General features: G+C 65.2%; 23 protein-coding genes. 10 read left to right on the forward strand and 13 right to left on the reverse strand.

From position 1 onward, the window contains the following. Positions 1 to 10 precede the first annotated feature (10 nt). A complete protein-coding gene (locus tag AC3IT0_RS00305) occupies positions 11 to 409 on the reverse strand; it encodes a PTS sugar transporter subunit IIA (RefSeq protein ID WP_489321860.1) in 399 nt (132 codons plus the stop codon). Between the two features lie 59 nt (positions 410 to 468). Then, on the reverse strand, positions 469 to 699 hold the full coding sequence (locus AC3IT0_RS00310; RefSeq protein WP_309814029.1) for a PTS sugar transporter subunit IIB: 231 nt from the start codon (positions 697 to 699) through the stop codon (positions 469 to 471). Positions 700 to 930: 231 nt separating this feature from the next. On the opposite strand from AC3IT0_RS00310, the gene AC3IT0_RS00315 reads away from it, so the two are divergent. From AC3IT0_RS00315 to AC3IT0_RS00330, 4 genes are read left to right on the forward strand one after another with little or no spacing between them, the layout of a single operon-like run. Next, entirely contained in the window at positions 931 to 2,181 is a 1,251-nt protein-coding gene (locus AC3IT0_RS00315) for a PTS transporter subunit EIIC (protein ID WP_489321861.1), read from the forward strand. Between the two features lie 53 nt (positions 2,182 to 2,234). Then, positions 2,235 to 3,014, forward strand: a complete 780-nt coding sequence (gene nagB, locus AC3IT0_RS00320; protein ID WP_489321862.1) for a glucosamine-6-phosphate deaminase — start codon at positions 2,235 to 2,237, stop codon at positions 3,012 to 3,014. Positions 3,015 to 3,016: 2 nt separating this feature from the next. Then, positions 3,017 to 3,814: a copper homeostasis protein CutC gene (locus tag AC3IT0_RS00325; RefSeq protein ID WP_489321863.1), complete on the forward strand. Its 798-nt coding sequence runs from the start codon at positions 3,017 to 3,019 to the stop codon at positions 3,812 to 3,814. A gap of 6 nt (positions 3,815 to 3,820) precedes the next feature. Then, positions 3,821 to 5,059, forward strand: coding sequence for an N-acetylglucosamine-6-phosphate deacetylase (locus AC3IT0_RS00330; RefSeq protein ID WP_489323874.1), 1,239 nt, complete (start codon positions 3,821 to 3,823; stop codon positions 5,057 to 5,059). Positions 5,060 to 5,122: 63 nt separating this feature from the next. On the opposite strand, the gene AC3IT0_RS00335 is transcribed toward AC3IT0_RS00330, so the two are convergent. The 5 genes from AC3IT0_RS00335 to AC3IT0_RS00355 all read right to left on the reverse strand — a co-directional run bounded on the left by AC3IT0_RS00335 (position 5,123) and on the right by AC3IT0_RS00355 (position 11,085). Continuing rightward, positions 5,123 to 6,043, reverse strand: coding sequence for an AEC family transporter (locus AC3IT0_RS00335; protein WP_489321864.1), 921 nt, complete (start codon positions 6,041 to 6,043; stop codon positions 5,123 to 5,125). A gap of 111 nt (positions 6,044 to 6,154) precedes the next feature. Next, positions 6,155 to 7,483 carry an enolase C-terminal domain-like protein gene (locus tag AC3IT0_RS00340; protein WP_489321865.1) on the reverse strand — a complete coding sequence of 443 codons (1,329 nt, stop codon included), beginning with the start codon at positions 7,481 to 7,483 and terminating at the stop codon, positions 6,155 to 6,157. Continuing rightward, a complete protein-coding gene (locus tag AC3IT0_RS00345; RefSeq protein ID WP_489321866.1) occupies positions 7,480 to 9,087 on the reverse strand; it encodes an aldehyde dehydrogenase (NADP(+)) in 1,608 nt (535 codons plus the stop codon). Before AC3IT0_RS00345 ends, AC3IT0_RS00340 begins: the two co-directional genes overlap by 4 nt. A 26-nt stretch (positions 9,088 to 9,113) precedes the next feature. Continuing rightward, positions 9,114 to 10,028: a 5-dehydro-4-deoxyglucarate dehydratase gene (gene kdgD, locus AC3IT0_RS00350; protein ID WP_489321867.1), complete on the reverse strand. Its 915-nt coding sequence runs from the start codon at positions 10,026 to 10,028 to the stop codon at positions 9,114 to 9,116. A gap of 169 nt (positions 10,029 to 10,197) precedes the next feature. Beyond that, entirely contained in the window at positions 10,198 to 11,085 is an 888-nt protein-coding gene (locus AC3IT0_RS00355) for a LysR substrate-binding domain-containing protein (protein ID WP_489321868.1), read from the reverse strand. 141 nt (positions 11,086 to 11,226) lie between these two features. On the opposite strand from AC3IT0_RS00355, the gene AC3IT0_RS00360 reads away from it, so the two are divergent. The 4 genes from AC3IT0_RS00360 to AC3IT0_RS00375 are packed head-to-tail and all read left to right on the forward strand — an operon-like array spanning position 11,227 to position 14,712. Next, on the forward strand, positions 11,227 to 12,228 hold the full coding sequence (locus AC3IT0_RS00360) for a Bug family tripartite tricarboxylate transporter substrate binding protein (RefSeq protein WP_489321869.1): 1,002 nt from the start codon (positions 11,227 to 11,229) through the stop codon (positions 12,226 to 12,228). Positions 12,229 to 12,232: 4 nt separating this feature from the next. Beyond that, the gene (locus tag AC3IT0_RS00365; protein WP_489321870.1) at positions 12,233 to 12,772 is read left to right on the forward strand and encodes a tripartite tricarboxylate transporter TctB family protein; all 540 of its coding nucleotides are present in this window, start codon (positions 12,233 to 12,235) and stop codon (positions 12,770 to 12,772) included. A gap of 9 nt (positions 12,773 to 12,781) precedes the next feature. Then, positions 12,782 to 14,311, forward strand: a complete 1,530-nt coding sequence (locus AC3IT0_RS00370) for a tripartite tricarboxylate transporter permease (protein WP_489321871.1) — start codon at positions 12,782 to 12,784, stop codon at positions 14,309 to 14,311. Then, a complete protein-coding gene (locus tag AC3IT0_RS00375; protein ID WP_489321872.1) occupies positions 14,308 to 14,712 on the forward strand; it encodes a universal stress protein in 405 nt (134 codons plus the stop codon). Before AC3IT0_RS00370 ends, AC3IT0_RS00375 begins: the two co-directional genes overlap by 4 nt. An 11-nt stretch (positions 14,713 to 14,723) precedes the next feature. On the opposite strand, the gene AC3IT0_RS00380 is transcribed toward AC3IT0_RS00375, so the two are convergent. Continuing rightward, complete coding sequence (locus AC3IT0_RS00380; RefSeq protein ID WP_489321873.1) at positions 14,724 to 15,326, reverse strand: DUF6919 domain-containing protein; 603 nt, start codon at positions 15,324 to 15,326, stop codon at positions 14,724 to 14,726. A 53-nt stretch (positions 15,327 to 15,379) separates the two neighbouring features. Then, positions 15,380 to 15,985 (reverse strand): hypothetical protein, encoded by a 606-nt coding sequence (locus AC3IT0_RS00385; RefSeq protein ID WP_489321874.1) that lies wholly within the window; start codon positions 15,983 to 15,985, stop codon positions 15,380 to 15,382. A gap of 159 nt (positions 15,986 to 16,144) precedes the next feature. Here AC3IT0_RS00385 and AC3IT0_RS00390 point away from each other — a divergent pair, with 159 nt between their 5' ends. Continuing rightward, positions 16,145 to 16,525 (forward strand): VOC family protein, encoded by a 381-nt coding sequence (locus AC3IT0_RS00390; RefSeq protein WP_489321875.1) that lies wholly within the window; start codon positions 16,145 to 16,147, stop codon positions 16,523 to 16,525. Positions 16,526 to 16,530: 5 nt separating this feature from the next. Here the strand turns inward: AC3IT0_RS00390 and AC3IT0_RS00395 are convergent, their stop codons facing one another. The 3 genes from AC3IT0_RS00395 to AC3IT0_RS00405 form a co-directional block, all read right to left on the reverse strand. Continuing rightward, positions 16,531 to 16,914 (reverse strand): PIN domain-containing protein, encoded by a 384-nt coding sequence (locus AC3IT0_RS00395; protein WP_489321876.1) that lies wholly within the window; start codon positions 16,912 to 16,914, stop codon positions 16,531 to 16,533. Next, positions 16,911 to 17,180 carry a type II toxin-antitoxin system Phd/YefM family antitoxin gene (locus AC3IT0_RS00400; RefSeq protein WP_489321877.1) on the reverse strand — a complete coding sequence of 90 codons (270 nt, stop codon included), beginning with the start codon at positions 17,178 to 17,180 and terminating at the stop codon, positions 16,911 to 16,913. Before AC3IT0_RS00400 ends, AC3IT0_RS00395 begins: the two co-directional genes overlap by 4 nt. A gap of 143 nt (positions 17,181 to 17,323) precedes the next feature. After that, positions 17,324 to 17,728 carry a DUF5997 family protein gene (locus AC3IT0_RS00405; protein WP_489321878.1) on the reverse strand — a complete coding sequence of 135 codons (405 nt, stop codon included), beginning with the start codon at positions 17,726 to 17,728 and terminating at the stop codon, positions 17,324 to 17,326. Positions 17,729 to 17,829: 101 nt separating this feature from the next. On the opposite strand from AC3IT0_RS00405, the gene AC3IT0_RS00410 reads away from it, so the two are divergent. Beyond that, positions 17,830 to 18,579, forward strand: a complete 750-nt coding sequence (locus AC3IT0_RS00410) for a LysR substrate-binding domain-containing protein (RefSeq protein ID WP_489321879.1) — start codon at positions 17,830 to 17,832, stop codon at positions 18,577 to 18,579. Positions 18,580 to 19,796: 1,217 nt separating this feature from the next. Here AC3IT0_RS00410 and AC3IT0_RS00415 read toward each other — a convergent pair. Beyond that, on the reverse strand, positions 19,797 to 24,647 hold the full coding sequence (locus AC3IT0_RS00415; protein WP_489321880.1) for an NAD-glutamate dehydrogenase: 4,851 nt from the start codon (positions 24,645 to 24,647) through the stop codon (positions 19,797 to 19,799). Between the last annotated feature and the right edge of the window lie 22 nt (positions 24,648 to 24,669).

The following is a 24,669-nucleotide window of genomic DNA, read 5'->3' on the forward strand; positions in this document are numbered from 1 at the left end:
CAACCGGGCATTAGTCCATGGAGAACAGGCCGACGCCGGCAGTCACCGCTCCGGAGGCCATGAGTGTGGCTGTGTCCGGCTTGGTGTCCAACACGACGACGGGACTCACCATTGAGTAACCGGCTGCAAGGGCAGCCGTAGGGTCCACGTGCATGATCGGAGCACCGGCACTCACGGTGTCACCTTGGGTGACCAACAGCGTGAAGCCTTCGCCCTTGAGCTTCACGGTGTCGATGCCTACGTGCGTCAGGACGCCACGGCCGGAATCCTCCACCACCACGAAGGCGTGCGGCAGGAGCTTGACCAACTTCCCGGCCACGGGCGAGACAACGTCGAAAGCTTCCCCTGCGGACGGCTCCACTGCTGCGCCCGACCCCACCATCTGACCGGCAAAAACGGGGTCCGGCACCTGATTGAGGGGAATGACAGATCCGCTCAGTGGCGCGTGGACAACTAACTGCCTCGCCACTAGAGGAGGTCCTCGATATCCTCGGCGAGAGTGTCAGCTTCAGGGCCGACGACCACCTGGACGGCGGTGCCTGACGAGAACACTCCGTGCGCTCCGGCAGCCTTCAGTGAGGCTTCGTTCACGAGCGAGGAATCCTTCACTTCCGTGCGGAGGCGGGTAATGCACGCTTCCACCTCGACGATGTTCCCGGCTCCGCCAAGCCCTTCTACGATCTTTTCTGCTTTGGACATAACACTGCCCTTCCTGACGGTGCCTCCAGAGGCACGTTCCTGAACACCCCGGTCGGCGACCACGGTGGGACTAATTCTGCGCGTCATCGTCGGCACTTTCACCGCCTGGCCGGGCGGATTCCTACCTTGACAGGCGGTCGTGGGATGAATCACACTGAACTGGTCATAACCAGACAGTACCGGTTGGAGCCGTCACTCCACAAGCCCCACTCAATCCGCAGAGGTGCAAACATGTCATCATCCGAGATCGCCGCCCTGGCTCCAGAGAAGAAGCCGAACAGGGCCTTTGCCAACCTGCAGCGCCTTGGCCGCTGCCTGATGCTTCCCATCGCAGTACTTCCCGCAGCTGGCCTCCTCCTGCGCATCGGACAGGCTGACCTGCTGGGCGCCATTCCCGGATTCGAAGGAGGCGCTGCCGTGATCTCCGCCGCCGGCAACGCCGTCTTCACGTGGCTGCCGCTGATCTTCGCAGTGGGCATTGCCATCGGCTGGGCAAAAAAGTCAGACGGATCCACGGCACTGGCAGCCGTGGTGGGATACATGGTGATTGACGGCGTGTTCAAAGCCATGTCCCCGCTGGTACTGGCAGGCCAGGTTGACCCTGCCGGAAAACCCGCGCTGATCAACTACGGCGTCCTGGCCGGCATAGTGGTAGGCCTGCTTTCCGCAAATCTGTGGCAGCGGTTCTACCGCACGAAGTTGCCGGACTTCCTGGGATTCTTCAGCGGCCGACGCCTGGTGCCCATACTGACGTCCGCTTCCAGCCTCGTGGCCGGCGTCGTCCTTGCCCTCGTTTACCCCTTCTTCAACGCGGGACTCTCCGCCGTAGGCGAGGCAGTAGCCGGTAACGCCGTGGCCGGCGGCGGCATTTACGGTTTCGCCAACCGCATGCTCATCCCAGCAGGCCTGCACCACATCCTGAACTCCGCTGTCTGGTTCCTGATCGGCGACTACACCGACGCTTCGGGGCAGTTGGTCCGCGGCGACCTCAACCGGTTCTTCGCCGGCGATCCCACTGCAGGCGTGTTCATGACCGGCTTCTTCCCCATCATGATGTTCGGACTTCCCGCCGCCGCCCTGGCCATCTGGCGCCACGCTAAGCCGTCCCAGAAGAAGGTGGTGGGCGGCATCATGCTCTCCACAGCCCTCACCGCATTTTTCACCGGCATCACCGAACCGCTCGAGTACTCCTTCATGTTCGTTGCCTTCCCGCTCTACATCGTCCACGCGGCACTGACCGGAAGCTCCATGGCGCTGGTAAATGCTCTGGACATCCACCACGGCTTCACGTTCTCGGCCGGGCTGATCGACTTCATCCTGAACTTCGGCAAAGCCCAGAACGCCTGGTTGCTTATTCCCATCGGACTGGGCTATGCGGTGATCTACTACTTCCTCTTCTCCTTCGTGATCAAGCGCTGGAACCTGCGCACCCCGGGCCGGGAGGACGACGAAGTCACGGTCGAAACCGACGCAGCAAAATAACACCGCACCTCCCTTTCCCACCCCACAACTGCAACCGAAAGCATTCCTTCCCTATGGAAATCGTTATCCTTCCCACGGGCGCCGACGTGGCCCGCACGGCAGCAGACGCCATTGAGCAACAAGTCCGCATCGGCCCCTCGATCCTTGGCCTGGCCACCGGGTCCACTCCCTTGGGCACGTACCGGGAACTAATAAAGCGCCACCGCAGCGGCGGGCTGAGCTTCGCCACAGTACAGGCCTTCCTCCTCGATGAATACTTGGGCCTGGCCAGCACCCACCCGCAGTCCTACCATTCGGTGATACGTGCGGAGTTCACGGACAGTGTGGACTTCGGGGCGGATGCGGTGCACGGCCTGGACGGGACGGCAAAAGATCCGGGCACTGAGGCCCTGCGCTATGAGGCCAGCATCGAGGCAGCGGGAGGAGTGGATGTCCAGATCCTGGGGATTGGGACCGACGGCCATATCGGTTTCAACGAGCCGATGTCCTCCCTGGCCTCCCGGACCCGGATCAAGACGCTGACCCGGCAGACCCGACAGGACAACGCGCGCTTCTTCGAGAATCCGGCGGACGTTCCGGACCATGTGCTGACTCAGGGGCTGGGCACCATCGGTGAGGCACGGCACATCCTGCTGCTGGCCATGGGTGAGTCCAAAGCTGAGTCCATTACGGCAGCCGTGGAGGGTCCCGTGGCGGCGATGTGCCCTGCCTCAGCCCTCCAGCTCCACCCCCATGTCACGGTTTTGGTGGACGAAGCGGCTGCCTCCAAACTGGCCCACCGGGACTATTATCACGACACGTTCGGGCGGAAACCTGAGTGGCAGGGACTCTAAGCGTGGCGGAGAAGCGGGTCATGGCAGGCAGGCACAGTGTGGGGCATGGTTTCCAGCGGGCCTCCACCTCCATGTCGCCGCAGCTCGAACTGGCGGTGGAAGATGGCAGCGGCGTTCGCCTTGCAGCATCCGTGGGCGCTGCAAGGGTGGAACTCTGCGCGGCCCTGGCCGAAACGGATGGCATCACGCCAAGCATCGGAACCATTGAGCAGGCATGCCAGATGGACCTGCCGGTCCACGTACTGATCCGCCCCCGCCCGGGAAACTTCACCTACACCGGTGAGGAGATTGAGGTGCTGGAGCGCGACGTCGTTGCGGCCTTGGATGCCGGGGCCGCCGGCGTCGTGGTGGGCATACTGGCGGCCGACGGCGGCCCGGACGTTGTAGCGCTGCGCCGGATTTCCGGGATCGCCCGCCAACAGCATCCCTCCGCGGAGGTAACGTTCCACCGGGCCTTCGATGCTGCTTTGGCCGCGGGCATAGATCCCGCTGAGGCCCTGGCCAGGCTCGAACACGCAGGGGTTGACCGGGTGCTGACCAGCGGAGGCAGACCCGACTGCACCGCCGGCCTGCAGATGCTGATCCGGTTGGTGGAAATGGGACGGACCCACGCTCCCTCTGTACAGATCATGGCGGGAGGCGGTGTAAGGCTTGAACTCGTGCCCGCGCTCCTGAAAAGTGGGGTCCACGCTGTCCATTCCTCTGCCCGGACGCAAGACCCTACCACTGGGACCAAGGCAAGCGCGGCCGATCCCCTGCTCGCTGCCAGCATGGCCGCGGCACTGGCAGCGGGAGGCTAACGAATGATGGACAAGGCACAGGTACTGCGAGGCCGGATCGTGTCCAGCACCATGGACATCAATGACGGGCTCATCGCCGTGGACGGGGGCCACATCACGTACGCCGGACCGGCATCAGGGTTTCGCGGGGACCCAGATGCTGGTGACATCTCCAGTGCTGGCGTCAAATCTGGTCCAGCCGGCCGCATCCTGCTTCCGGGCCTGGTGGACCTGCACTGCCACGGCGCCAATGGCTCGGATTTCTCCGAAGGTTCGGTGGAGGGCGCCCGTTCTGCTGCCCGCTACCTTCACAGCCGCGGAACGACCACGCTTCTCGCCAGCCTGGTCACTGCAGCGCCGACGGATTTGCTGCGGAACCTCAAAGCGCTGCGGTCGGTGGAGGAGGAAGGGCTGATTGCAGGCTCACACTTGGAAGGCCCCTTTCTCTCGGCCGGACAGTGCGGCGCGCACGACCCTGCGTTGTTGCTGGAACCGGACACCGGTCTGATGGGCGAACTGTTCGAAGCGGCCGGCCCGTCCCTGGCCTCCATGACTCTGGCCGCAGAACTCCCGGGCGCGCCCAGGCTCGTGGACCTGCTCACCGCCCAAGGGGCACTTCCCTCATTGGGACATACGGCAGCGGATCACCCAGCCGCCGCCGCGTTTTTGGAACGTGCCGCTGCGGGACTTGCCAAAGCCCCGAACGCCCTGATGGGGCGGCGCCCAACGGTGACCCATCTGTTCAATGCAATGCCCGGACTGCACCACCGCTCTCCCGGCCCCGTCTCGGCCTGCCTCAGCGCAGCACGCGCCGGGAACGCCGTAGTGGAGCTGATTGCCGACGGGGTCCATCTCGCCCCGGAAACGGTCAAAACAGTTTTCGAACTGGTGGGAGCGGAAAACATCGCGCTTGCCACGGATTCCATGGCTGCGACCGGCCTGCGGGATGGCCAATACCGGCTGGGCGCACTGGCAGTGACCGTGGATAGAGGCGTAGCCCGTGTGGACGACACCGGGGCCATCGCCGGTGGAACAGCCACATTGCTGGACGTCGTCCGTGCCGCCGTCGCTGCAGGTGTTTCCTTGGGCGACGCCGTCACCTCCGCGAGTGCCGTGCCGGCAGCAGTCCTTGGACGTTCATCGCAGGCGGGCGACCTCCGTGCAGGGATGCCTGCCGACATCGTCGTGGTTGATCCGGACCTGAACCTCGCTGGCGTGCTGCGGGGCGGAGAATGGATGGCACCACCCCGACAGAACTGCTCCTAACCGGTGCGTAAGGAATACTGAAGCGAACCGGGCGAGGATGTCACAGGCGAGGCCACCGGCGGCTTATCCCACCAGCCAGGCAACAACCACCAGCGCGCCCACGCTTAGCACCGTGGTGCACAGGATGACGTCGCGGGCCACGGTCATGCCGCGGCCGTAGGGGGAGGCGAAGAGGAAGACGTTCTGGGCGGTGGGGAGCGCGGCCATGATCACGCTGGCCAGCAGGTGCTGCCCTTCGAGCCCAAAGACAAACCGGCCCAGCACCCACACAATGACCGGCATGCCGGCAATCTTGAGGAACGTGGCCACAAAGGTTTCGGTGCGGCCATCGCCCTTTTGCAGGGGAGCCCGGCCGGCGAGGGACAATCCGAAGGCCAGCAGGACCATGGGCACGGCCCCGGCGGCGAGCATGTCGATGGGTTTCTGCACCAGGTCCGGCGCGTTCCAGCCGGTCAGTGCGACGGTGGCTCCCAGTGCCGAGGCGATGATCATGGGATTCGCGAACGGCGTGAGCAGCATCTTCTTCCACGAGACTTTGGACCCGGAGGCCAACCCCATCACCGTGAGGTAGAACGGCGCCATCACCAGGAGCTGGACCAGCAGCACCGGGGCTACGTGCTGTGCCGTGCCCACGGCGTACAGCGAGACCGGGATGCCGATGTTGTTGGCATTGGCGTAGCTGCTGGCCATGGCCCCGACGGCGGTCTCCGCCACTGGACGCCGGAAGAAGAGGAAGCTCGCCAGGCAATAGAGAAGCCCCACTATCGCTGCTGAAAGCAGCGCCAGAGGGGCATCGGTTCCGAGCGCGGCACGGATATCACTGCCGGCCACCACGGTGAACAGCAATGCCGGGTTGGTGATGTAGTAGGCGGTACGCGTCAGGGCGCCCTGGACTTCCGGCCCCAGGATCCGCAGCCGGGCGGCGACGTAGCCTACGGCAATGACGGCGGAGACGATCAGGATTCCGGAAACAACGCCGCCCACAGATGTGCCCTTCTATTTAGCTGTCTGGCTGTTAACTATCGGGCATGGGATTCCGCACGGCCGTCTCCTGTTGCGGGAAAAGACGGCCGGGCGGAAGCTGAGTGCCCGGCCCTACCGGACCAGGCAGGGCCGCTTCGGGTCGAAGGACCAGCCGTCGACGTAGTACTGCATGCCGACGCTGTCGTCCCGGGCGTCGAGCCCGTACTTCAGGTACAGCTCATGGGCCTTGTCCAGGGCTGCGCGGTCCAGCTCAATGCCGAGGCCGGGCGCATCGGGCACCGAAATAGCCCCGTCGCGGATCTGCAGCGGGTTCTTGGTGAGCCCCTGCCCGTCCTGCCAGATCCAGTGCGTGTCCAGCGCGGTGATCTCACCCGGAGCAGCAGCACCGGTATGCGTGAACATGGCCAGGGAAATATCGAAGTGGTTGTTCGAGTGCGATCCCCAGGTCAGGCCGAATTCCTTGCACAGCTGCGCCACACGGACCGAGCCGGACATGGTCCAGAAGTGGGGGTCCGCCAGGGGAATGTCCACGGCGTTGCTGCGGATGGCGTGGGACATTTCCCGCCAGTCGGTGGCGATCATGTTGGTGGCGGTTTTCAGGCCGGTGGCGCGGCGGAACTCGGCCATCACCTCCCGGCCGGAGAACCGGCCTTCCGCGCCACACGGATCTTCGGCGTAGGCCACCACGCCCTGCATCCGTTTGCCCAGGCGGATAGCCTCCTCCAGGGGCCAGCCGCCGTTCGGGTCCAGGGTTACCCGCGCCTCGGGGAAACGCTTGTGCAGCGCGGTGACCACATCCACTTCGTCATCCCCGGACAGCACACCGCCCTTGAGCTTGAAGTCGGTGAAGCCGTAGCGTTCCTGCGCGGCTTCGGCCAGGGCAACCACTGCCTCGGGGGTCATGGCCTCCTGCCGGCGCAGCTTCTCCCAGCGGTCCGACGGCGCGTCCTCCACCAGGTAGGGAAGGTCCGTGCGCGCATGGTCGCCAATAAAGAACAGGTACCCGAGCATGGGCACCGACGTGCGCTGCTGCCCGTCGCCGAGCAGTTCGGCCACGGGAACGCCGAGGAACTGGCCGTGCAGGTCCAGCAAGGCGGATTCGACGGCGGTGACAGCGTGGACCGTGGTGCGCAGGTCGAAGGTCTGCAGGCCCCGGCCACCGGCGTCGCGGTCCGCGAACTCTGCCGCAATCTCCCGCAGCATGGAGCGGTACCGGGCCACGGGCTGTCCGGCGATAAGCGTCCCGGCTTCCTCGATGGTGGCCTTGATTTTCTCGCCGCCGGGAACCTCGCCCAGGCCCGTGCGGCCATCAGAGTCTGTCACGATGACCACGTTGCGGGTAAAGAACGGGCCGTGCGCGCCGCTGAGATTCATCAGCATGCTGTCGTGCCCGGCTACCGGCACCACTTCCACGCGGGCAATGGTTGGCTGGTTAGTCATGCGTTGACCCTATCTTTTGCGTCGGTTGCGGCTTCAACGGTGCCGTCGACCCGCCGGTTGAGCTGCCACGGGTTGCTGTCCTGCAGTGCGGCGGGCAACAGTTCCTGGGGCAGGTTCTGGTACGCGACCGGCCGCAGGAACCTGTTGATGGCGAGGGTTCCCACCGAGGTGGTCCGTGAATCCGAGGTGGCTGGGAACGGTCCGCCGTGGACCATGGCGTAGCCTACTTCGACGCCGGTGGGCCAGCCGTTGACGATGATGCGTCCCACCTTCTGTTCGAGGGCGGGGAGCAGCTGCGCCGCCGTCGGGTAGTCCTCTTCGGTGAGCTGCAGTGACGCGGTGAGCTGGCCCTCGAGCCGGCCGATGGCTTCGAGGAGTTCCCCGGTGGAGGCGTAGCGGATCACCAGGGACGCGGCACCGAAGATTTCCTCGTGCAGCACGTGGTTGGTCACGAAATCCCTGACCTGCGTACCGAAGATGGTGGGGGCGGGGGCGTTTTCAGTGGGCCCAACGGTGCCCTGCCCGACGACGGTGACGCCGTCCGCGGAGCCCAGCGCCTCGGCGCCGGCGTTCCAGGACCCGGCGATGCCCTCGGTGAGCATCGTCTGTCCCGCGCAGGTGGAGATGGCGCGGCCGACGGCGGCGGCGAGTTTGTCGCCTAGCTCGCCTGCCGGGGCGAAGAGGAGCCCGGGGGAGGTGCAGAGCTGTCCTGAGCTGCCCGTGACCGCGGTGACGTAGGCGGCGGCGAGGGCGTCGACGTCACCCTTGAGCGCGCCCTGGAAGACGAACACCGGGTTCAACGAGGACATTTCGGCGTAGACGGGGATGGGTTCCGGGCGCCCCGCGGCGGTGCGCATCAGCGCGATGCCCGCGGCCTGGGAGCCGGTGAAGCCCACGGCCTTGATGGCGGGATCGGCCACAAGAGCCTGGCCAATGCTGGATCCGGGACCGTAAATCAGCGAGAAGACACCGGGGTGGAGGCCGGCATCGGCCACTGCCTTGGCAATCGCCTGGCCCACCAGTTCGCTGGTGCCGGGGTGGGCGTTGTGGGCCTTGAAAACCACGGGGCAACCGGCGGCGAGGGCCGAGGCGGTGTCTCCGCCCGCCGTCGAGAACGCCAGCGGGAAGTTGCTGGCACCGAAGACGGCAACTGGGCCGAGCGGGATCTGGCGCTGGCGGATGTCAGTGCGCGGCAGGGGAGCGCGGTCCGGGATGGCGGGGTCGATGCGGACGCCGCGGAAGTCGCCCTGGCGGACAACATTCGCGAAGAGGCGCAGCTGACCGGTGGTGCGGGCACGTTCGCCCTGCAGCCGCGCCGCGGGCAGGCCGGTTTCCAGGCCCGCGCGGATGATCAGCTCCTCGCCGATGGCCTCGATATTGTCCGCGATGGCGTCCAGGAACGCCGCATGGGCTGCGGGGTCCAGCGTGCTGAAGGATGGATAGGCTGCCGCGGCGGCGGAGGTCGCCGTCGTCAACTGCTCTTCGGTGATCAGCGAATACGCGGGATCGAGCTGTTCGTTCGTGGCGGGGTTGAAGCCAAAGGCTGTTTTACCGCCGCCGCCGACGGGCCGGCCGGCGATCAGGGAATGTCCGGTGAGTGTCACTGTGGTTACTCCTTGGAGAGGGTGGGTCAGGAGATGCTGGCGATGAGGGCTTTGAGGTCAGCAAGGTCCTGGGGTGCCAGGTTCTGCAGCGGGGGGCGGACTCCGCCGACCGAGCGGCCGATCGCGTCCAGGCCACCCTTGACGATGGAAACAGAGTAGCCCTTCACGCGGTCGCGGATGTCCAGGTAGGGGATGACGAACTCATTGAGCTTCTTGTTCACGGCGACGCGGTCGTTGTTGCGGACGTCCTGGTAGAAGTCCAGCGCGAACTGCGGGACGAAGTTGTACATGGCGCTCGAGTACGTGCTCATCCCGAGCTGCAGCAGCGGGAGGGCGAAGGTTTCGGCCGTGGGGAGGCCGCCGAGGTAGAACAGGCGGTCGCCGAGCTTGGCGTAGACGCGGGCATCGTGTTCGAGGTCGCCCACGCCGTCTTTGAAGCCGATGAGGTTTTCGTGGCGGTCGGCAAGGGTGGCCACCGTGGTGTCTTTGTAGATGGCGTTGGCGCGGTTGTAGATGATGACGCCGAGTGAGGTGGAGCTACAGATGGCGCTGACGTGGTCAACGAGGCCGTCCTGGTCTGCTTCGGTCAGGTACGGCGGGAGGAGCAGGAGGCCGTCGGCGCCGGCTGCTTCGGCAGCCTGCGCGTTCTCGATGGCCTGGGCCGTGGAGCCTCCGGCCGAGGCTAGGACGGGGACAATGCTGCCTACTTCATCGACGGCGGCGCGGACCACGCGCTCTGATTCCGCCGGCGTGAGGGAGAAGCCCTCGCCGGTGCCGCCTGCTGCAAAGAGGCCGGCTACCGGGAAGCTGGCCTGCCAGGCGAGGTGCTTGCGGTAGCTTTCCTCGTCGAACTGCAGGTTGGCGTCGAAAGCGGTCACCGGGAAGGACAGCAGGCCTTCCTTGAGGGTGTCTGCCAGTTCCTGCGGGGTGTACTTTGCCACGATGTTGTCCTCTGTGTGAGCGCCGCGTGGTGCATGCCGCGGGCGGCTGGTGTTGGTTCCCGTTCAGAGTAGGCAGGCCGCGTGATGCCTGTCTAAGGCCCTTTTCGTATTGATTGATGCTCTGAAGGCATCGTCGGCACACGCGTCTCGACGGGCTCGACCACCGAGGCTACTCCGTCCTGAATTCCAGGTCCTGCAGGAGCCGCCGCAGGGCCGGGTTGGCCACCTTGCGTTTCCAGATGGCGTGGAGTTCAACCGGGTCCTCGCTGCTGGGGCCGGCCAGCGGCAGGAATTCGACCCCCTTGATCGCCAGGAGCGTGGCTGAATGCGGGACAAACGCCACACCCCGCTTGGCCGCAACCAGGGAGACCATGGTGAGGATCTGGCTCACGGTATGCACGACGTTCCCGTGGTGGATGGCGTGCAGGCGGACCACCAGGTCGTAGAAGTAGGCGGCTTTCGACGGCGAATGCATGATCAGCGGTTCGTCCCGGATATCGGCGTCCTCCACGGGCCGGGTCAGGTCCGCCAAACTGTGGCCTGTTGGCACGGCCAGCGCCAGGGATTCCCGGTACAGCAGGTGCGAATCGAAGATGGCGCGGTCAAAGGGCGGCCGGGCCAGGCCAAGGTCGAGTTCACCCGTCAGCAGTCCCTGGATCTGTTCGCCGGTGACGAGCTCCTGCAGGTCGATGTCGACGTCGGGAAGGATTGACGCGATCTCCTCCAGGAGCGGACCCAGGATGCTGAACCCGCTGGCCGCGGTAAAGCCCACCCGGAGGACGCCTGAGCGGCCGGTGGCGATCCGGCGGGCCGTCACCGGCGCCCGGTTGGCCAGGGCCATAAGCCTCTTGGCCTCGTCGAGGAACGCGCGCCCGGCCGGCGTGAGCTCCACCTTGCGGTTGTCGCGCTCCAGCAGCTCCGTGCCGATGCTCTTCTCCAGTTTCTGGATCTGGCGGCTGAGCGGCGGCTGGGTCATGTTCAGCTTTTCCGCGGCCCGTCCGAAGTGGAGTTCCTCCGCGACCGCGATGAATCCGGCCAGTTGGTCGAAAGTGAACATGATGCCTTTCGGGTATTACTCGATGCATATTCGGGCTTAGACATGCATCATAGCTCCTCCCTATAGTCGTTGAGCGAGCCAGAAGTGATTCGGTTCACAGCGACGACCGGGCCTCGCCCCGAATCTCTACGAGGAGTTCCAATGATGCACTTCCCCACACGCCGCACGATCCTGGGAGCGGCTTCCGCCGTCACGCTGCTGGCACTGACTGCCTGCGGCAACGTCGCAGGCGGCGCCACCGATTCAGCGAAATACCCCAACGGGCCGGTCAACCTCACGGTGGGGCAGGCCGCCGGCGGCAGCACGGACCTGATCGCCAGGGCCCTCGCTGAAGGTGCTTCCAAGACCCTAGGCCAGCCTGTGCCTGTTGTGAACAAGCCGGGTGCCAACGGCGCCCTTGCCACCAAGGAAGTTGCCGGCAAGCCCGCCGATGGCCAGGAACTGGTCCTGCTCACCGCATCCCTGATCACCATTACTCCGCTCGCTGTCACCAAGGACGAAGCCGTGAACATCGATGACCTGGACATCATTGCCGGGTTGTCCCAGGACGACTACGTCCTGGTGGCCAGCCCCGGGTCCGGCTTCAAGACCTTCAAGGACGTGACCGGCGCGGGCCGCAACGTCACGTTCGGAACGACGGGCGTCGGTACCGGCAGCCAGCTCGCCCAGACCGTGCTCTTCAAGCAGGCAGAGGTCAAGGGCACCGACATTCCCTTTGACAGCGGCAAGCCCGCCCTGACGGCAGTCCTCGGCAACCAGGTGGAACTGGCCACCATCCAGCTCGGCGAAGCGATGCCGCAGATCACGGCCGGAAAGGTCACGCCGCTCCTGGTCTTCTCCGGGGACAGGAACAGCTTCCTGCCGGACACCCCCACTGCCAAGGAAGCCGGTTACGACGTTCCGGTGGCGCAGTACCGTGCAGTCGCGGCGCCCAAGGGCACCTCGCAGGCAGCCAAGGACAAGCTGCTCGCTGCATTCCAGGAGACATTCAAGTCGGAGGCCTACAAGGAGTTCAACAAAAAGAACATGCTGACGCCCAAGGAGATCTCCGGTGCGGAAGTCGTCACCGAGTGGAAGGCTTACGCAGCGAAATACAAGGAGCTGGTGGAGAAGTACGACATCAGCCTCAGCGGAACAAAGTGACTCCGTGAAGGAAGCGTCAACGGACCCGATCTCGACAAGCTCGATCACCGGCGATGACCTGACCCCGGAACAGCTCGCGGCCCAGTGGGAGGAGGACAAGTCTCCTGCGGCCGGAGCCCTGGCCAACGCGGCCTCGTCCCTGGTGGTCATGGGGGTGGGCCTCGGCGCGGTGATCCTGTCCCTGGCGATGGGACTGGGAACCCCTGACAAACCGCAGCCCGGGCTGTGGCCGTTCATGATCAGCTGTGTCATGGCGGCTCTCGGGCTGTTCCAGCTGATCGCCGGCCGGCACAACCGGGACGCGGAGAAGTTCACCCGTATGTCGAGTGCGCCGCTGACCGGCCTGGTGACCCTGGCCGCCATGGTGGCCCTCATGCCGCTCATCGGCTTTGAGCTGCCGGCCCTGGTGCTGTGCATCGTCTGGATGCGCTTCCTGGGCGGCGAAACGTGGCGCTCCACGCTGGTGGTCAGTGCCGCCGTCGTGATTGCCTTCTACGCCATCTTCGTCCTCGCGCTCCAAACCTCCATCCCCCATCTCTTCTAGGAGACCCCCGTGGATTTTCTGAATCCCGTCATCAACGGATTTGCCGTTGTCCTGGAGCCGACCAACCTCCTGTACTGCCTGCTCGGGGTGGTGATCGGCATGCTGATCGGTGTGCTGCCCGGCCTGGGGCCCGCGGCAACCATCGCCATCCTGCTTCCGCTCACCTACAACGTGGAGCCCGTCACCGCGATCATCATGCTTGCCGGTATCTTCTACGGCGCCCAGTACGGCGGCACCATCACCTCGGTGCTCCTGCGGCTCCCCGGCGAGGCGTCCTCCGTGGTGACCGTGTTCGACGGCTACCAAATGGCGAAACAGGGCAAGGCCGGCACGGCGCTGGGCCTGGCGTCCATCGGCTCGTTCATCGGCGGAACCGCCGCCATCATCGGCCTGACGTTCCTGGCACCCCTCGTGGCGAGCTTCGCGCTGGACTTCGGCCCGCCCGAATACACCGCCCTGGCGATGCTCGGCATCCTCCTGGTGGCCACCATCAGCAGCGGATCGAAAGCCAAAGCGCTCATCGCCGCGGCCCTTGGACTCCTGCTCGCCACCGTTGGCCGGGACATCTTCACCGGCGAAAGCCGCTTCACGTTCGGCAGCCTGCAACTGGCCGACGGCATCGACTTTGTGCCGATCGCCATGGGCATCTTTGGCCTCGGTGAGATCCTCTACAACCTGGAGGAACGGCACCGGGCCGCGAAGGCGCCGTCGAAGGTCACCAACGTCTGGCCCTCCCGGCAGGACCTGAAGCAGGCCTCCGGTGCGATCGGCCGCGGCTCTGTCCTGGGCTTCTTCCTCGGTATCCTCCCGGGCGGGGGCGCCACCATCGCCTCGATGGCTTCCTACGCCATGGAGAAAAAGCGGGCCAAGCAGCCCGAACGCTTCGGCAAGGGCGCACCCGAAGGTGTGGCCGGACCGGAAACAGCGAACAACGCGGCCGCCACCTCGTCCTTTATCCCGCTGCTGACCCTCGGGATCCCCGCCAACGCCACCATGGCGCTGATGTTCGGCGCGCTGCTGATCCAGGGCGTAACCCCCGGCCCGCAGCTGGTGGAACAGAACCCGGAGCTGTTCTGGGGCGTGGTGAACTCCATGTACATCGGCAACATCCTGCTGCTGATCATGAGCCTGCCGCTGGTGGGAATCTTCGTGAAGATCCTCCGCGTCCGCGCCGCCATCCTGGCACCTGTCACTGCCCTGATCACGCTGCTGGGTGCGTACACCATCAACAACAGCATGTTCGATGTCACCCTGGTGGTTGTCTTCGGCATCGTCGGCTATCTGATGAAGAAGTTCGGCTTCGAACCTGGCCCCTTGGTGCTGGCGTTTGTGCTGGGTGAACTGCTGGAAAGCTCCATGCGCCGCTCGCTGCTGGTTTTCGGCGGCGATCCGACAGGCTTCTTCGGCCGCCCGATTTCGGCCACGCTGCTGCTGGTCTTTGTCCTGGTAGCGGTTCTCCCGGCCATCCGCGGTGGCATCGCCAAGCGCAAGTCCCTGGCCGTCCCGGCTGCCACGCCGTCTATCAAGGAGAAAGTATGAGCATCGTCGTCGGATTCGTCCCAACACCCGCAGGAGAGGCCGCGCTGACGGCCGGCATCGCCGAAGCCAGGCTCCGCAACGAGAACCTGGTGATCGTCAACTCCGCGAGGGAGGGTGCGTTGGTGGACAAGTCCGTGGCACCGGACGACGTCCTTGCACAGGCTGCCCGACGGGCCACCGAAGCCGGCGTGGAGGCCACCGTCATCCAGCCGCCGTACCTGAACGATCTTGCCGACGAGTTCCTGGAATTCGCCCGGGAGGCCGATGCGTCCCTGATCGTTATCGGCCTGCGCCACCGTACGCAGGTGGGCAAGTTCATCCTGGGCAGCCACGCGCAACGGATCCTGATGCAGGCGGACCGGCCGGTCCTTGCGGTCAAGGCCGGTACCTCAGGGTTCTAAATACTAGCGTGCTACTGTGCGGGTTTCAGCGCGGCCAGGACGGCCGGCAGCAGCACGTCGTTGCGGCCCCAGACCGGATCCAGGATTTCCACGTACCAGGAGTCGGCAAGCAGGAGCGCCAGCGTTTCGTTGGTTTCCTCCGCCCAGTCCTGGATCTGCGCTTCCTGCACCGGAGTCTCGCTGGAGCCGAGGACGGTAACTACCTCGCCGCCGTCGAGCGTTACCGGGATGGCGGCGCTGCTGGCCTCGCCCGGGGCATGGGCCACCGTCACCAGCTCAGTCCGGGTGGAGAGGGCCAGGAGTTCCGCGGCCGCCTCCGCACTGCAGAAGCCGGTCACGTACTGGCGCTGGACGTTGCCGGTGTCCCGCAGTCCTGGCTGGGATTCCTTGGTGAACAGGCCGTTCCGGTTTAACGCGGCCAGCTCGGCGGCGATGGGTCCGGTTTCGGCGTCGTAGCGGACCGTAAAGGTAGCCGCCTGGTACTCGCTTTTGCCCTCCAGCCAGCGCGCCGTCAGCTCCCCGGCCGCTGCAAGGGTGATGGCCTGCCGCCAGGCCCCCTTATCCTCCAGGCCCCTGCCGAACTGGTCACGGATTTCCGCTTCTGTGGGTTCCATCCTCGGATGCTACGGCGCCCCGCCGCCGGACTCCAGCGGCGGCGACACAGCAGTTAACGTCCGACGGCGGGAAGTCCGGCAGGGATCCCGGCAGCCCGTTCCGCCTCTGCGAGGGCAAGGCCAAAGCGGGCGACGGCGGGAGCGTAGCCTTGGTGCGGCACTGCCCGGAGCTGTTCCGCCTCCCTCATGGCCCGGATCAGCGCGGACGTCTCGGGCCGCCGGACGTCCGTCATGGCCGGGTAGTCGATGCAGCAGGCAGGATCCAGTTCGTAGCGGCTCCACCGGGTCAGGAGTGCGTCATGTTCGGCCTGCGCCGCGGCGTGAACGGGCCGGTCCTGCCGCAGCTGCCGGCGGCGTTCCTGCCAGGCCAGGATCCGCGGACTGCCACGGTAGGCGGCCACGCCAGCACCTGTGCCCAGCGCGGTGAGGACCACACCAAGCCAGGGCGACGCGAGTGTGGGAATAAGGATCGCCGGGAGGGCCACGGCAGATCCCATAAACACGTCCCAGAACACAGGGTCCGGGGCGCGGACGGCGGGGTCCGGCGTCGAATGGTGGCGGACAGCCAGGACTGTGGCAGCGACTGCGCACATCAGCACCGCACCCCAGAACAGCAGCTGCAACGCTCCAAACAGGACGGATTCTGCAAATGCCGGCACTGCGGCACCTCCCCGCGTCAGGCCCCGGCCCAGGATTCCGGGTTGCTACTTCCATTGCAACCCCTCCGCGCACTGGGGTCAATGACGGGACCGGCTGCACCGGCTCGGCTTCCGGCTTGGAGGTTCCCGCGCCGGCTGCGGGCCGGGTAGCTTGGGACCATGAGACTGAAAATGTGCAGCATCCATGTCCAGGATCCGGCCGCCGCCCACACGTTCTACACCGGGACCCTCGGGTTCGAGACGCTGATGGCGATGCCCGAACACAACCTTTTCATCATCAAGGATCCGGGCGCCGACGCCGGGTCCGTGGGGCTGCTGCTGGAGCCCAGCGACAACCCGATCGGTGCCAATTACATGAACGCCCTGCACGAAGCCGGTCTCCCGGCCATCGTGTTCGGCGTACCGGATGTGCGGGCCGAGTATGAGCGGCTGGTGGCTGCCGGCGTCCAGTTCAAGGGCGAGCCGTCAGAGGATCCGTCCGGGATCAGTGCAGTGTTCGACGACGGTTGCGGCAATTTCGTGCAGCTGCACCAGGACTGAGTTCCTCAGCAGCCTACTCCGAGAATTTCCACCACATCGTCGACCAACTCGAAATCCCTGGCGTTGCGTGTCATCAACGGGATGCCGAGCGAGTGGGCTTGGGCGGCGATCATGATGTCCTTACTTCTGGCGTGCTGGGGCCGCAATCGCTTGACCCGCGCGGCCAGCTCGCCATAGCTCTCGGCGGCATGCTCGTCAAAGAGAATCCAGTCCATTAGCTCCCGCCAGACGGCAAGTCGGTGCACCCTGTTGCGGCGGATCTCCTCAGATGCTGAGGATCTGATGCCGAATTGGAGCTCCGCCAGCGAGATGATGCTCGAGCCGAGCACGGCGCCGGCCGGCCAGACGGCAGGTGGTGTAATTAGGACATTGGTGTCAAGCAGGATCACGGCCTAGTCCACGGATCAACCACAGGATCGGTATCCCTGGATTCTTCGTGTTCCTCGAGCCACCCGGTCTGGTCTGGGCCGAGCCCGGCAAGCTTGAGGGCAATTGCCACTTCAGCGGCTGAACTCCACTTCTTACGATGCGTTACAGGTGATATCACTGCAACCGCACGGCCCTGGAGGGTTATCTCCAGAGTGGCTCCGTGCTCGACCCGCTCAAGGACCGCTCTCGGATTTTGTTTGAGTTCCCGAACCCCTACCTTGTCCATGGATTAATTCTACGCTTGATGTAGCCCTTGTTCTACGGATGGCATGCCCGGAAACAACAGAGGCTTGTCCGTGGATCCGAACCTTCAAGGTTCGGATCCACGGACAAGCCTATGAAGAGCGCAGGTAACTCTGAAGGCGGAGGCTACTCGGCCTGGGCGCGGGCTTTCTTGGCGTCCTTCTTGGCGGCTTCTTCTTTGACGCGCTGGGCTTCGGTGCGGACGGCGGCATGGGTGGACCGCTCGGTGACCAGCCACGCCGGGGGAGCCTGCAGCAGCGCGGTGATTTCCGCCGTCGTCAGCGCTTCCTCAACACCGCCGCGGGCCAGGCCGCTGATGGAGACGTTCAGCTTCTGGGCCACCACCGGGCGGGGGTGCGGGCCGTTGCGGCGGAGTTCCGCGAGCCACTCCGGCGGGTTGGCCTGGAGTTCGGCGAAATCGGCGCGGCTGATGGTTGAATCCTGGAACTCCTGCGGTGTTGCCGGCAGGTAGATGCCGAGTTTCTTGGCAACGGTGGCCGGCTTCATGGACTGGGAGTTTGCAGAGGTCATGGTTCAAGGGTATCCGGCTGCTTGCCCGAAGGGCACCAATACAGCACCAGCTCCGTGCCAGTTCCGGCATCGCGGGGCCGTGCGGGCGGTACTGTGAAGACGTGCCCGCAGACAATGAATCCCCCCAGAACGCCAGCCCCGACGAATCGCCGGAGCATGAGGCGCCCCGTGTGCTCCGCTTCGCCTACGTGGCCGGTGTGACCCCGGGCAAGTGGATCCGCCGCTGGGAAGAGCGTGTGCTGGACATCCCGCTGGAGTCGTTTATGTCCGACGACGGCGCGCAGCTGTCCGTGCTGAGCGACGGTTCCGCGGACCTCAGCTTCGTCCGGCTTCCGGTGGAGCGTGAAGGCCTCAACGTGATCCCCCTGTATGAGGAGCAGCCCGTGGTGGTGGCGCCGAAGGGGCACGAGATTTCGGTGTTTGAGGAAGTGGCGCTGGAGGACCTGGCCGCAGAGACGTTCCTGGACGTCGCCGAACTGGGCGGTCCGGAAACGGCCATGCAGGTGGTGGCGTCCGGCGCGGGCCTGGTGGTCCTGCCGATGTCCGTGGCCCGGCACTTCAACGTCAAGGACACCGTGGCCCGTCGTCTGACAGGGGCCCCGGCCACGGAGATCGCGCTCGCCTGGCCCAACGATTCCACGGACGACATCATTGAGGAGTTCATCGGGATTGTCCGCGGCCGCACCGCGGCGAGTTCCCGGCAGCCGTCGGCCCAGCAGGAAAAGCCCAAAAGGGAACCGAAGCCGGACCGGCGCGGCCCCGCGGTCAAGAAGCCGAAGGTGGCCCAGCGCTACGCCCCGAATCCGGACAAGGGCCGAGGCAAGGGCTCACGAAAAAAGGGCAACCGCTAGGCCTGGGCGGTCCTGGCCTCGGATTGTGACGACGCGAATGCTGCACGGTTCAGCGCCGCTCTTGGTTTGCCGGAGCTGTCCCTCACACTGCGCCGACCTCCACGTCTGGCGGGCAGGCCGTGCTCGGTGCTGTGAGATATTGTCGCGCGCGTTGGCAACGCGAAGAAGGCCTGAGGTTGGCGCGCTGAACCGCCATTCAGCCCTCCTCTCAAAAGTGTCAGCTAGGAATTAAAGGGCTTTCACAAGCGTGTGTCCAGAGTACGCACAACGGACCCTATTCTGACGCACCAATTGACCGCAACCCTGACGTCAGGTTTGGGTGTGCTTCATCTGCACGGGAGGGCCGAGCACCAATTGACAGCCAACAAACCTAACGCGAGGTAATTCAGCTCAACACAGTGAGGTTGTTCGCCGAACTGCTGGCCCAGCCTTAGGTCCGCGGAGTCGACGAACGCGCTGCTTACGCTTGGAGCGGGCAGTGGTATAAGGGGTGGCTTGTGAAAAAGTGAAATATCCGACGCTAAGGTTTGCCGAGCACTTTCCGACAGACGCGTTCCTCGTACAGCGTCTGGTGGTGTGCCGCGTTGATCCTGGGAGGTGTCGGATCCGCCGCCCACCTCTTCGACGGAAACCATTCACCCAACGACGGGCCAAGCCATTGGGAAGCGCCTTGCTCGTGATGGGTCCGCCGCCGTGTGGGCCGGTGCACGGTCGTTGAGGACGGTACGCCTGAAGGAGTGGCTGCTGACGGCCGGTCCGGGCATTACCGTCGTGGCTTCCCTTCTGGGCCATCCGGCCTCCAACGAACTGTGGCTCATGGAACCCAGCTCCTCCCGGATCCAACGGCCGATGGCCGTCCCCTCAGGACTCCTCGCCGCCTCCTACTCCTGCCGCTGGATAGTGTTCGTGGCCGAGGGCCCCGGAGCCCGTATTCGCCTACGTTGGTTTGGCCGTTACCACTCTGGACATCATGGCGCTTCCGGTGGTTGTGTCCTTCAGCATGGCTGCGCTGAGCAACGAACAGCTCACCAGTGACCTCAGCGCGCCACTCGGGACGGCCTGACGGGGCTCCTCAACCGCGCCGAGTTCCTCCGTCAGGCAACCGCTGAGCTGCGCCGCCACAGCCGCGGAGGAGCAAAACCCAAGGGCCGAAACCGCGCAGTCTGGTGGACCAGTGGCTTCGATATGGAACCGCAGCCCGGGGAAATACCCCTCTACTAGCGGCTGACCAAGGCCCGCAACAGTTTGACCGCAACGGACAATGCTGCAATGTCCACCGGGCCCGGCTTGATGGCCTCCTTGATGGTTTCCTGGATCCTGCCGAGTTGTTCGATGTTTTCGCGCTCCCAGGCGATGATGCGCTCCACTGGATCGGCTCCGCGGGCGGGACGTGGGGTATTCCGCACCACAGCCTTCGTCATGCCTGCAAGGACCAAATACAAGTCGTCCCGAAGTGCCGCCCGCGCGAGGGCCTGCCAGTGGGTTTCCCGCGGCAACGCCGTGATGTGTTCAAGAATGGGGACCGCCGAGATCCGCTCGAAGACGGCAAAGTACACTTCGGCCACGGTGTCCGCGGGCTCTTGGAGTTCTTCCGATATGGCGGAGATGTCCAGAAGACCGTAGCTGACCAGGATCTCGGCGGCGCGCACGCCCAATTCATGGGGCAGGCCGACGGCGTCGTTGTGGGCCAGGCGGGTCACCGTATGCTGCAGATTCACGCCGTGAAGGAAGCTGCTGAACTTTGGGCGCAGAAGCGACATGGGGGGCTCGAGCCGGGCCATTGCTTCGGTGATTGGCTTGTCCCGGAACTCGTGGTTGACATACCACCGTGTCGAGCGGTCCAGCGTGCGGCGCATGTCCAGCGCCACGGCACACCCGTGCTCGCTGGGGATGCTTGCCGGCAGCTGTGCGAGGGCTTCGGTGATTGAGTCAAAGTCCCAGATCTTGCGCATGACCACGAACCCGCGGGCCACGGCGGCCGCCGATACCGTGGTCTCCTCCATTGCCCGGAAGGCGAAGGCAATGCCCCCCAGATTGATCATGTCGTTGGCAACAACAGTGGCCACGATCTGCCGCCGCAGCGGATGCGTGAACAGCTCCTCCCCGAACCGCTCCGATAGCTGGCGCGGAAAGTAGTCACGCAGCGTCTGGGAGAACCAAGGGTCATCGGCCAGTCCGCTTAGTGTGAGTTCCCTGGCCAGCGCGATCTTGGCATACGCGGCCAGCACGGAGAGCTCCGGAGATGTCAGCCCGACTCCGGCCTGCAGACGGGTGTGCAGTTGCTCCGTGCTGGGCAGGCATTCAAGGTTCCTGTCCAGGTCCGTCACGGCGTCCAGCCAGTCCATGGTCCGCTCAAAGCTCGGGCTCCAGTGAAGCACCAGCTGGCGGTCGTTGAGGAGGAGCACGTTCTGGTCCACATTGGTTTTCAAGACCAAGCGTCCGACTTCCTCCTGAAGGGAGTGCAGGAAGCCTGTCCTTTCGTCCGGGGACATCCTTCCCGCGGCGATCATCCGGTCGAGGAAGATCTTGATGTTCACCTCGTGGTCCGAACAGTCCACACCGGCGGAGTTGTCGATTGCGTCGGTGTTCAGCAGCACCCCACCCAGCGCCGCCTCTATCCTGCCTCGCTGGGTGACGCCCAGGTTGCCGCCCTCGGCGATGATCCTGGTCCTCAGCTGAATGGCGTTGACACGGATGGCATCGTTGGCCTTGTCTCCCACGTCCCCGTGGGTCTCGGTGGAGGCCTTGACGTACGTGCCGATGCCTCCGTTGTAGAGCAGGTCCACAGGGGCCAGGAGGACGGCCCTGAGCAGCTCCGGTGGGCTCATCGCCGTCGTTCCCGGCTCCAGCCCCAGTGCAAGGCGCACCGCCTCAGTGATCTCGATCGACTTCTCCAGCCGCGAGAACACGCCGCCGCCCGCGCTGATTTTCGAGACGTCGTAGTCGGCCCAGGAGGAACGGGGAAGCCCGAACAGCCGCTGCCGCTCCGCATAGGAGGCGGCCGGATCGGGGGTTGGATCGAGGAAGATGTGTCGGTGGTCGAACGCCGCCACCAGCAGGATGTGGCGGGAGAGCAGCATTCCGTTGCCGAACACGTCACCGCTCATGTCGCCGATGCCCACTACCGTGAAGTCCTGGGCCGTGGAGTCGATGAGCAGCTCGCTGAAATGGTGCCGGACCGACTCCCAGGCCCCGCGTGCCGTGATGCCCATCTGCTTGTGGTCATAGCCCACCGAGCCGCCCGAGGCGAAGGCATCGCCGAGCCAGAATCCGTACTTGAGGGCCAAGGCATTGGCGATGTCCGAGAACGCGGCCGTCCCCTTGTCGGCGGCAACAACCAGATAGTAGTCATCGCCGTCGTGCCGGACCACCCGCTCGGGCGGTACAACCAGCTCGGTGGACCCGTGGGCGCCGTCGAGGGATGTGAGTAGATTGTCGGTGATGTCCAGCATGCCGCGGATGAAGATCCGGTAGCTCTCCTGGCCTTCCGCCAGCCAGGCTGCACGGTCCGTGGCGGCGTTGGGCAGCCGCTTCGGATAGAAACCACCCTTGGCACCCGTTGGCACGATGACGGCGTTCTTGACAGTCTGCGCTTTCACCAGTCCCAGGATCTCCGTCCGGAAGTCCTCCCGGCGGTCGGACCAGCGAAGCCCGCCTCGGGCAATGGCGCCAAAGCGCAGATGCACCCCTTCGACCCGGGGCGAATAGACCCAGATTTCGTATTTTGGCCGCGGGGCAGGTGCGACGGGGACGCCGGAGAGGTTGAGCTTGAAGCTGAGGTAGGGCTTGTCCAGGAAGTAATTGGTGCGCAGGGTGGCCTCGACAAGACTCGCGAAGGAACGCAGCAGCCGGTCGGCGTCCAGGACCGGCACGGCGTCGATGGCAGCCGTCAGCTCGCTTCTGGCGGAGTCCATGTCACGGAGGCGGGTTGGCTGGTCGAGATCCGGATCAAACTTTGCCTCGAACAATGCAAGGAGTGCGCGCGTGGCCCGGACATTCGCCCGCAGCGTGTCCGCCATGAAGCCGTAGGAGTTGGTGGTCCCGAGCTGCTGCAGGTATTTCGCGTAGCCGCGCAGGATGGCCGTCTGACGCCATCCGATTCCTTCCCTGATCACCAGTGCGTCAAAGGTGTCGGACTCGATGTCTCCTCTCATGGCGGCGCAAAACGAGTCGGCAAGCAGCTCGCTGGTGCCCAGGGGGTCCACGCCGGAGGGGTATTTCAGCCCGAGGTCGTACAGGAAGAAGGTGCGGCCATCGGCCCGCCGGACGTCGAAGGGCCGTTGGTCGAGTACCTCGAGCCCCAGGTTGTGGAAGAACGGCAGAATCTGCGTCAGGCTCTGCGGCCGTGTCAGATAGAGGCGGATCCGGGCGTCCTCGGCCAGCACCGCAGTCCCCGGGCGTGCGTAGACGGAAAGCAGCGGGTCATCGCGGTTCCTGCCGCCCGGTCCGTCAAGGCTTTCGAATTTGATGATGTCCTCGACGGCATCCTCCACCTCGTAGTCAGCCTTGTAGCTTGCCGGAAACGCCCGGGCCCACTGCATGGACAGCCGGGCTGCGTCGCCAGCGGGGAATCTGGCCTGCAGCGCCTCGTCCAAGCCCTCGGCCCATGACCTCGTGGCAGCAATGATGCGCAGTTCTAGTGCTGAGGCGTCGACGGCGGCACGTCCTCCGCCCGGAAGCAGGATCCGGAAAAACACGCGGGCCATGGCCGACTCGCTGAGCCGAAGTTCGAACTCGACGGCTTTCGAGTTGAAGGCCTCGCGCAGTTCCCGCTCGATGTTGAGCCTGACCGCCGTGCTGTAGCGGCGGCGGGGGAGGAAAACCAAGGCGGACATGAAGCGTCCATAGGAATCGGGCCTGAGGAACAGCCGGGTGCTGTGGCGTTCCTGGAGGCGCAGGATTTCGCGTGCCTGGCTGGCCAGATCGTCCGCGTCGATGTGGAATAGCTCGTCACGCGGATAGGCCTCGATGGCGGCCAGCAGTTCCTTGCCGGCATGGGACCGGGGCGGGAATCCGAAGCGGTCCAGCACCGAGGCCACCTTGTCCCGGATGACCGGGGTCTGTTGCACGGACCGGCTTGCAGCGCTGGGGGCGAAAAGGCCAACAAAGCACGCTTCGCCGGTGGGGTTGCCGGCCATGTCAAACGTCAGGACGCTGACTTCGTCCAAGTAGGCGTCCCGGAGGACTGTGGAACGGATGCCGGCCTTCGTGAGGGCCAGGGCCGGACCCGGGACCCCCGGCATGGCGGAACCCTGCAGCGGCCGGCTCTGCTCCCGGTGCCGGAGGAGCCCGAGCCCGGACCCCGGCCGCGCCGCGAGGACCGGCAGACCATGGTCGTCGGCCAGGCCATAGCCGCGGTACCCGAGAAACACGAAGTTGCCGTCGTCCAGCCAGAGCAGCAAGTCCTTGGTCTCCTGCACGATTGCGTCGGCAGCCGCAGCGGCATTGGCATCCAGGACGGCAACTTCCGCGGCCAGGTGCCGATGGATGGCTGCGGAATCCTCGGCGGCCGCCCGAACATCGGCCAGGACCGCCTGGAGATTCAGAATGAGCCGGTCGGCGCTGGGCTGATCCGGCAGACTGGCGATTTCGACGGCGATCCACGCCTCCGTGCGGCTCAAATCTCCATTGGATTCAGGCCGCGACGGCATCGCGGAAGGCTCGTTCCCCACCGGCAAAGCAGTGCGCAGCGGTACCGGCTGGATGTCCACGAGGTTGTTCGTCCCGGGGGCCCTGGCAACGGTGAAGGTGGGGTGGACCAGCAAGCGTATGGCGGCATGGTCACGGGCCAGTGCCGCCGTGATGGAGGGAAGCAGATAGGGCATGTCCTCAGCCACGATTGCCACTATGCTGGCGTCCGTTTCACTCTGCACTCCGACGACGGCCTGGCCCGGGCCCCGGGTTGCGGCCAGCGAGCGATGGTATTGTGCACGGTTCAGGAGCGATTCGGCAGTGTAGTTCCGCAGGTCGTCGTCGGACACATGCTCGTAGTAGTCCGTCAGGAACGTGTCCGTGTCAGCGGAGGGGTCCGCCGGGGCGTGGTCTGCAGGGCCGGTTCTTGGGGACATTGCGCTGCGCCTCCATCGCGCA

This window comes from Pseudarthrobacter sp. KH_020_B, from assembly GCF_057840185.1.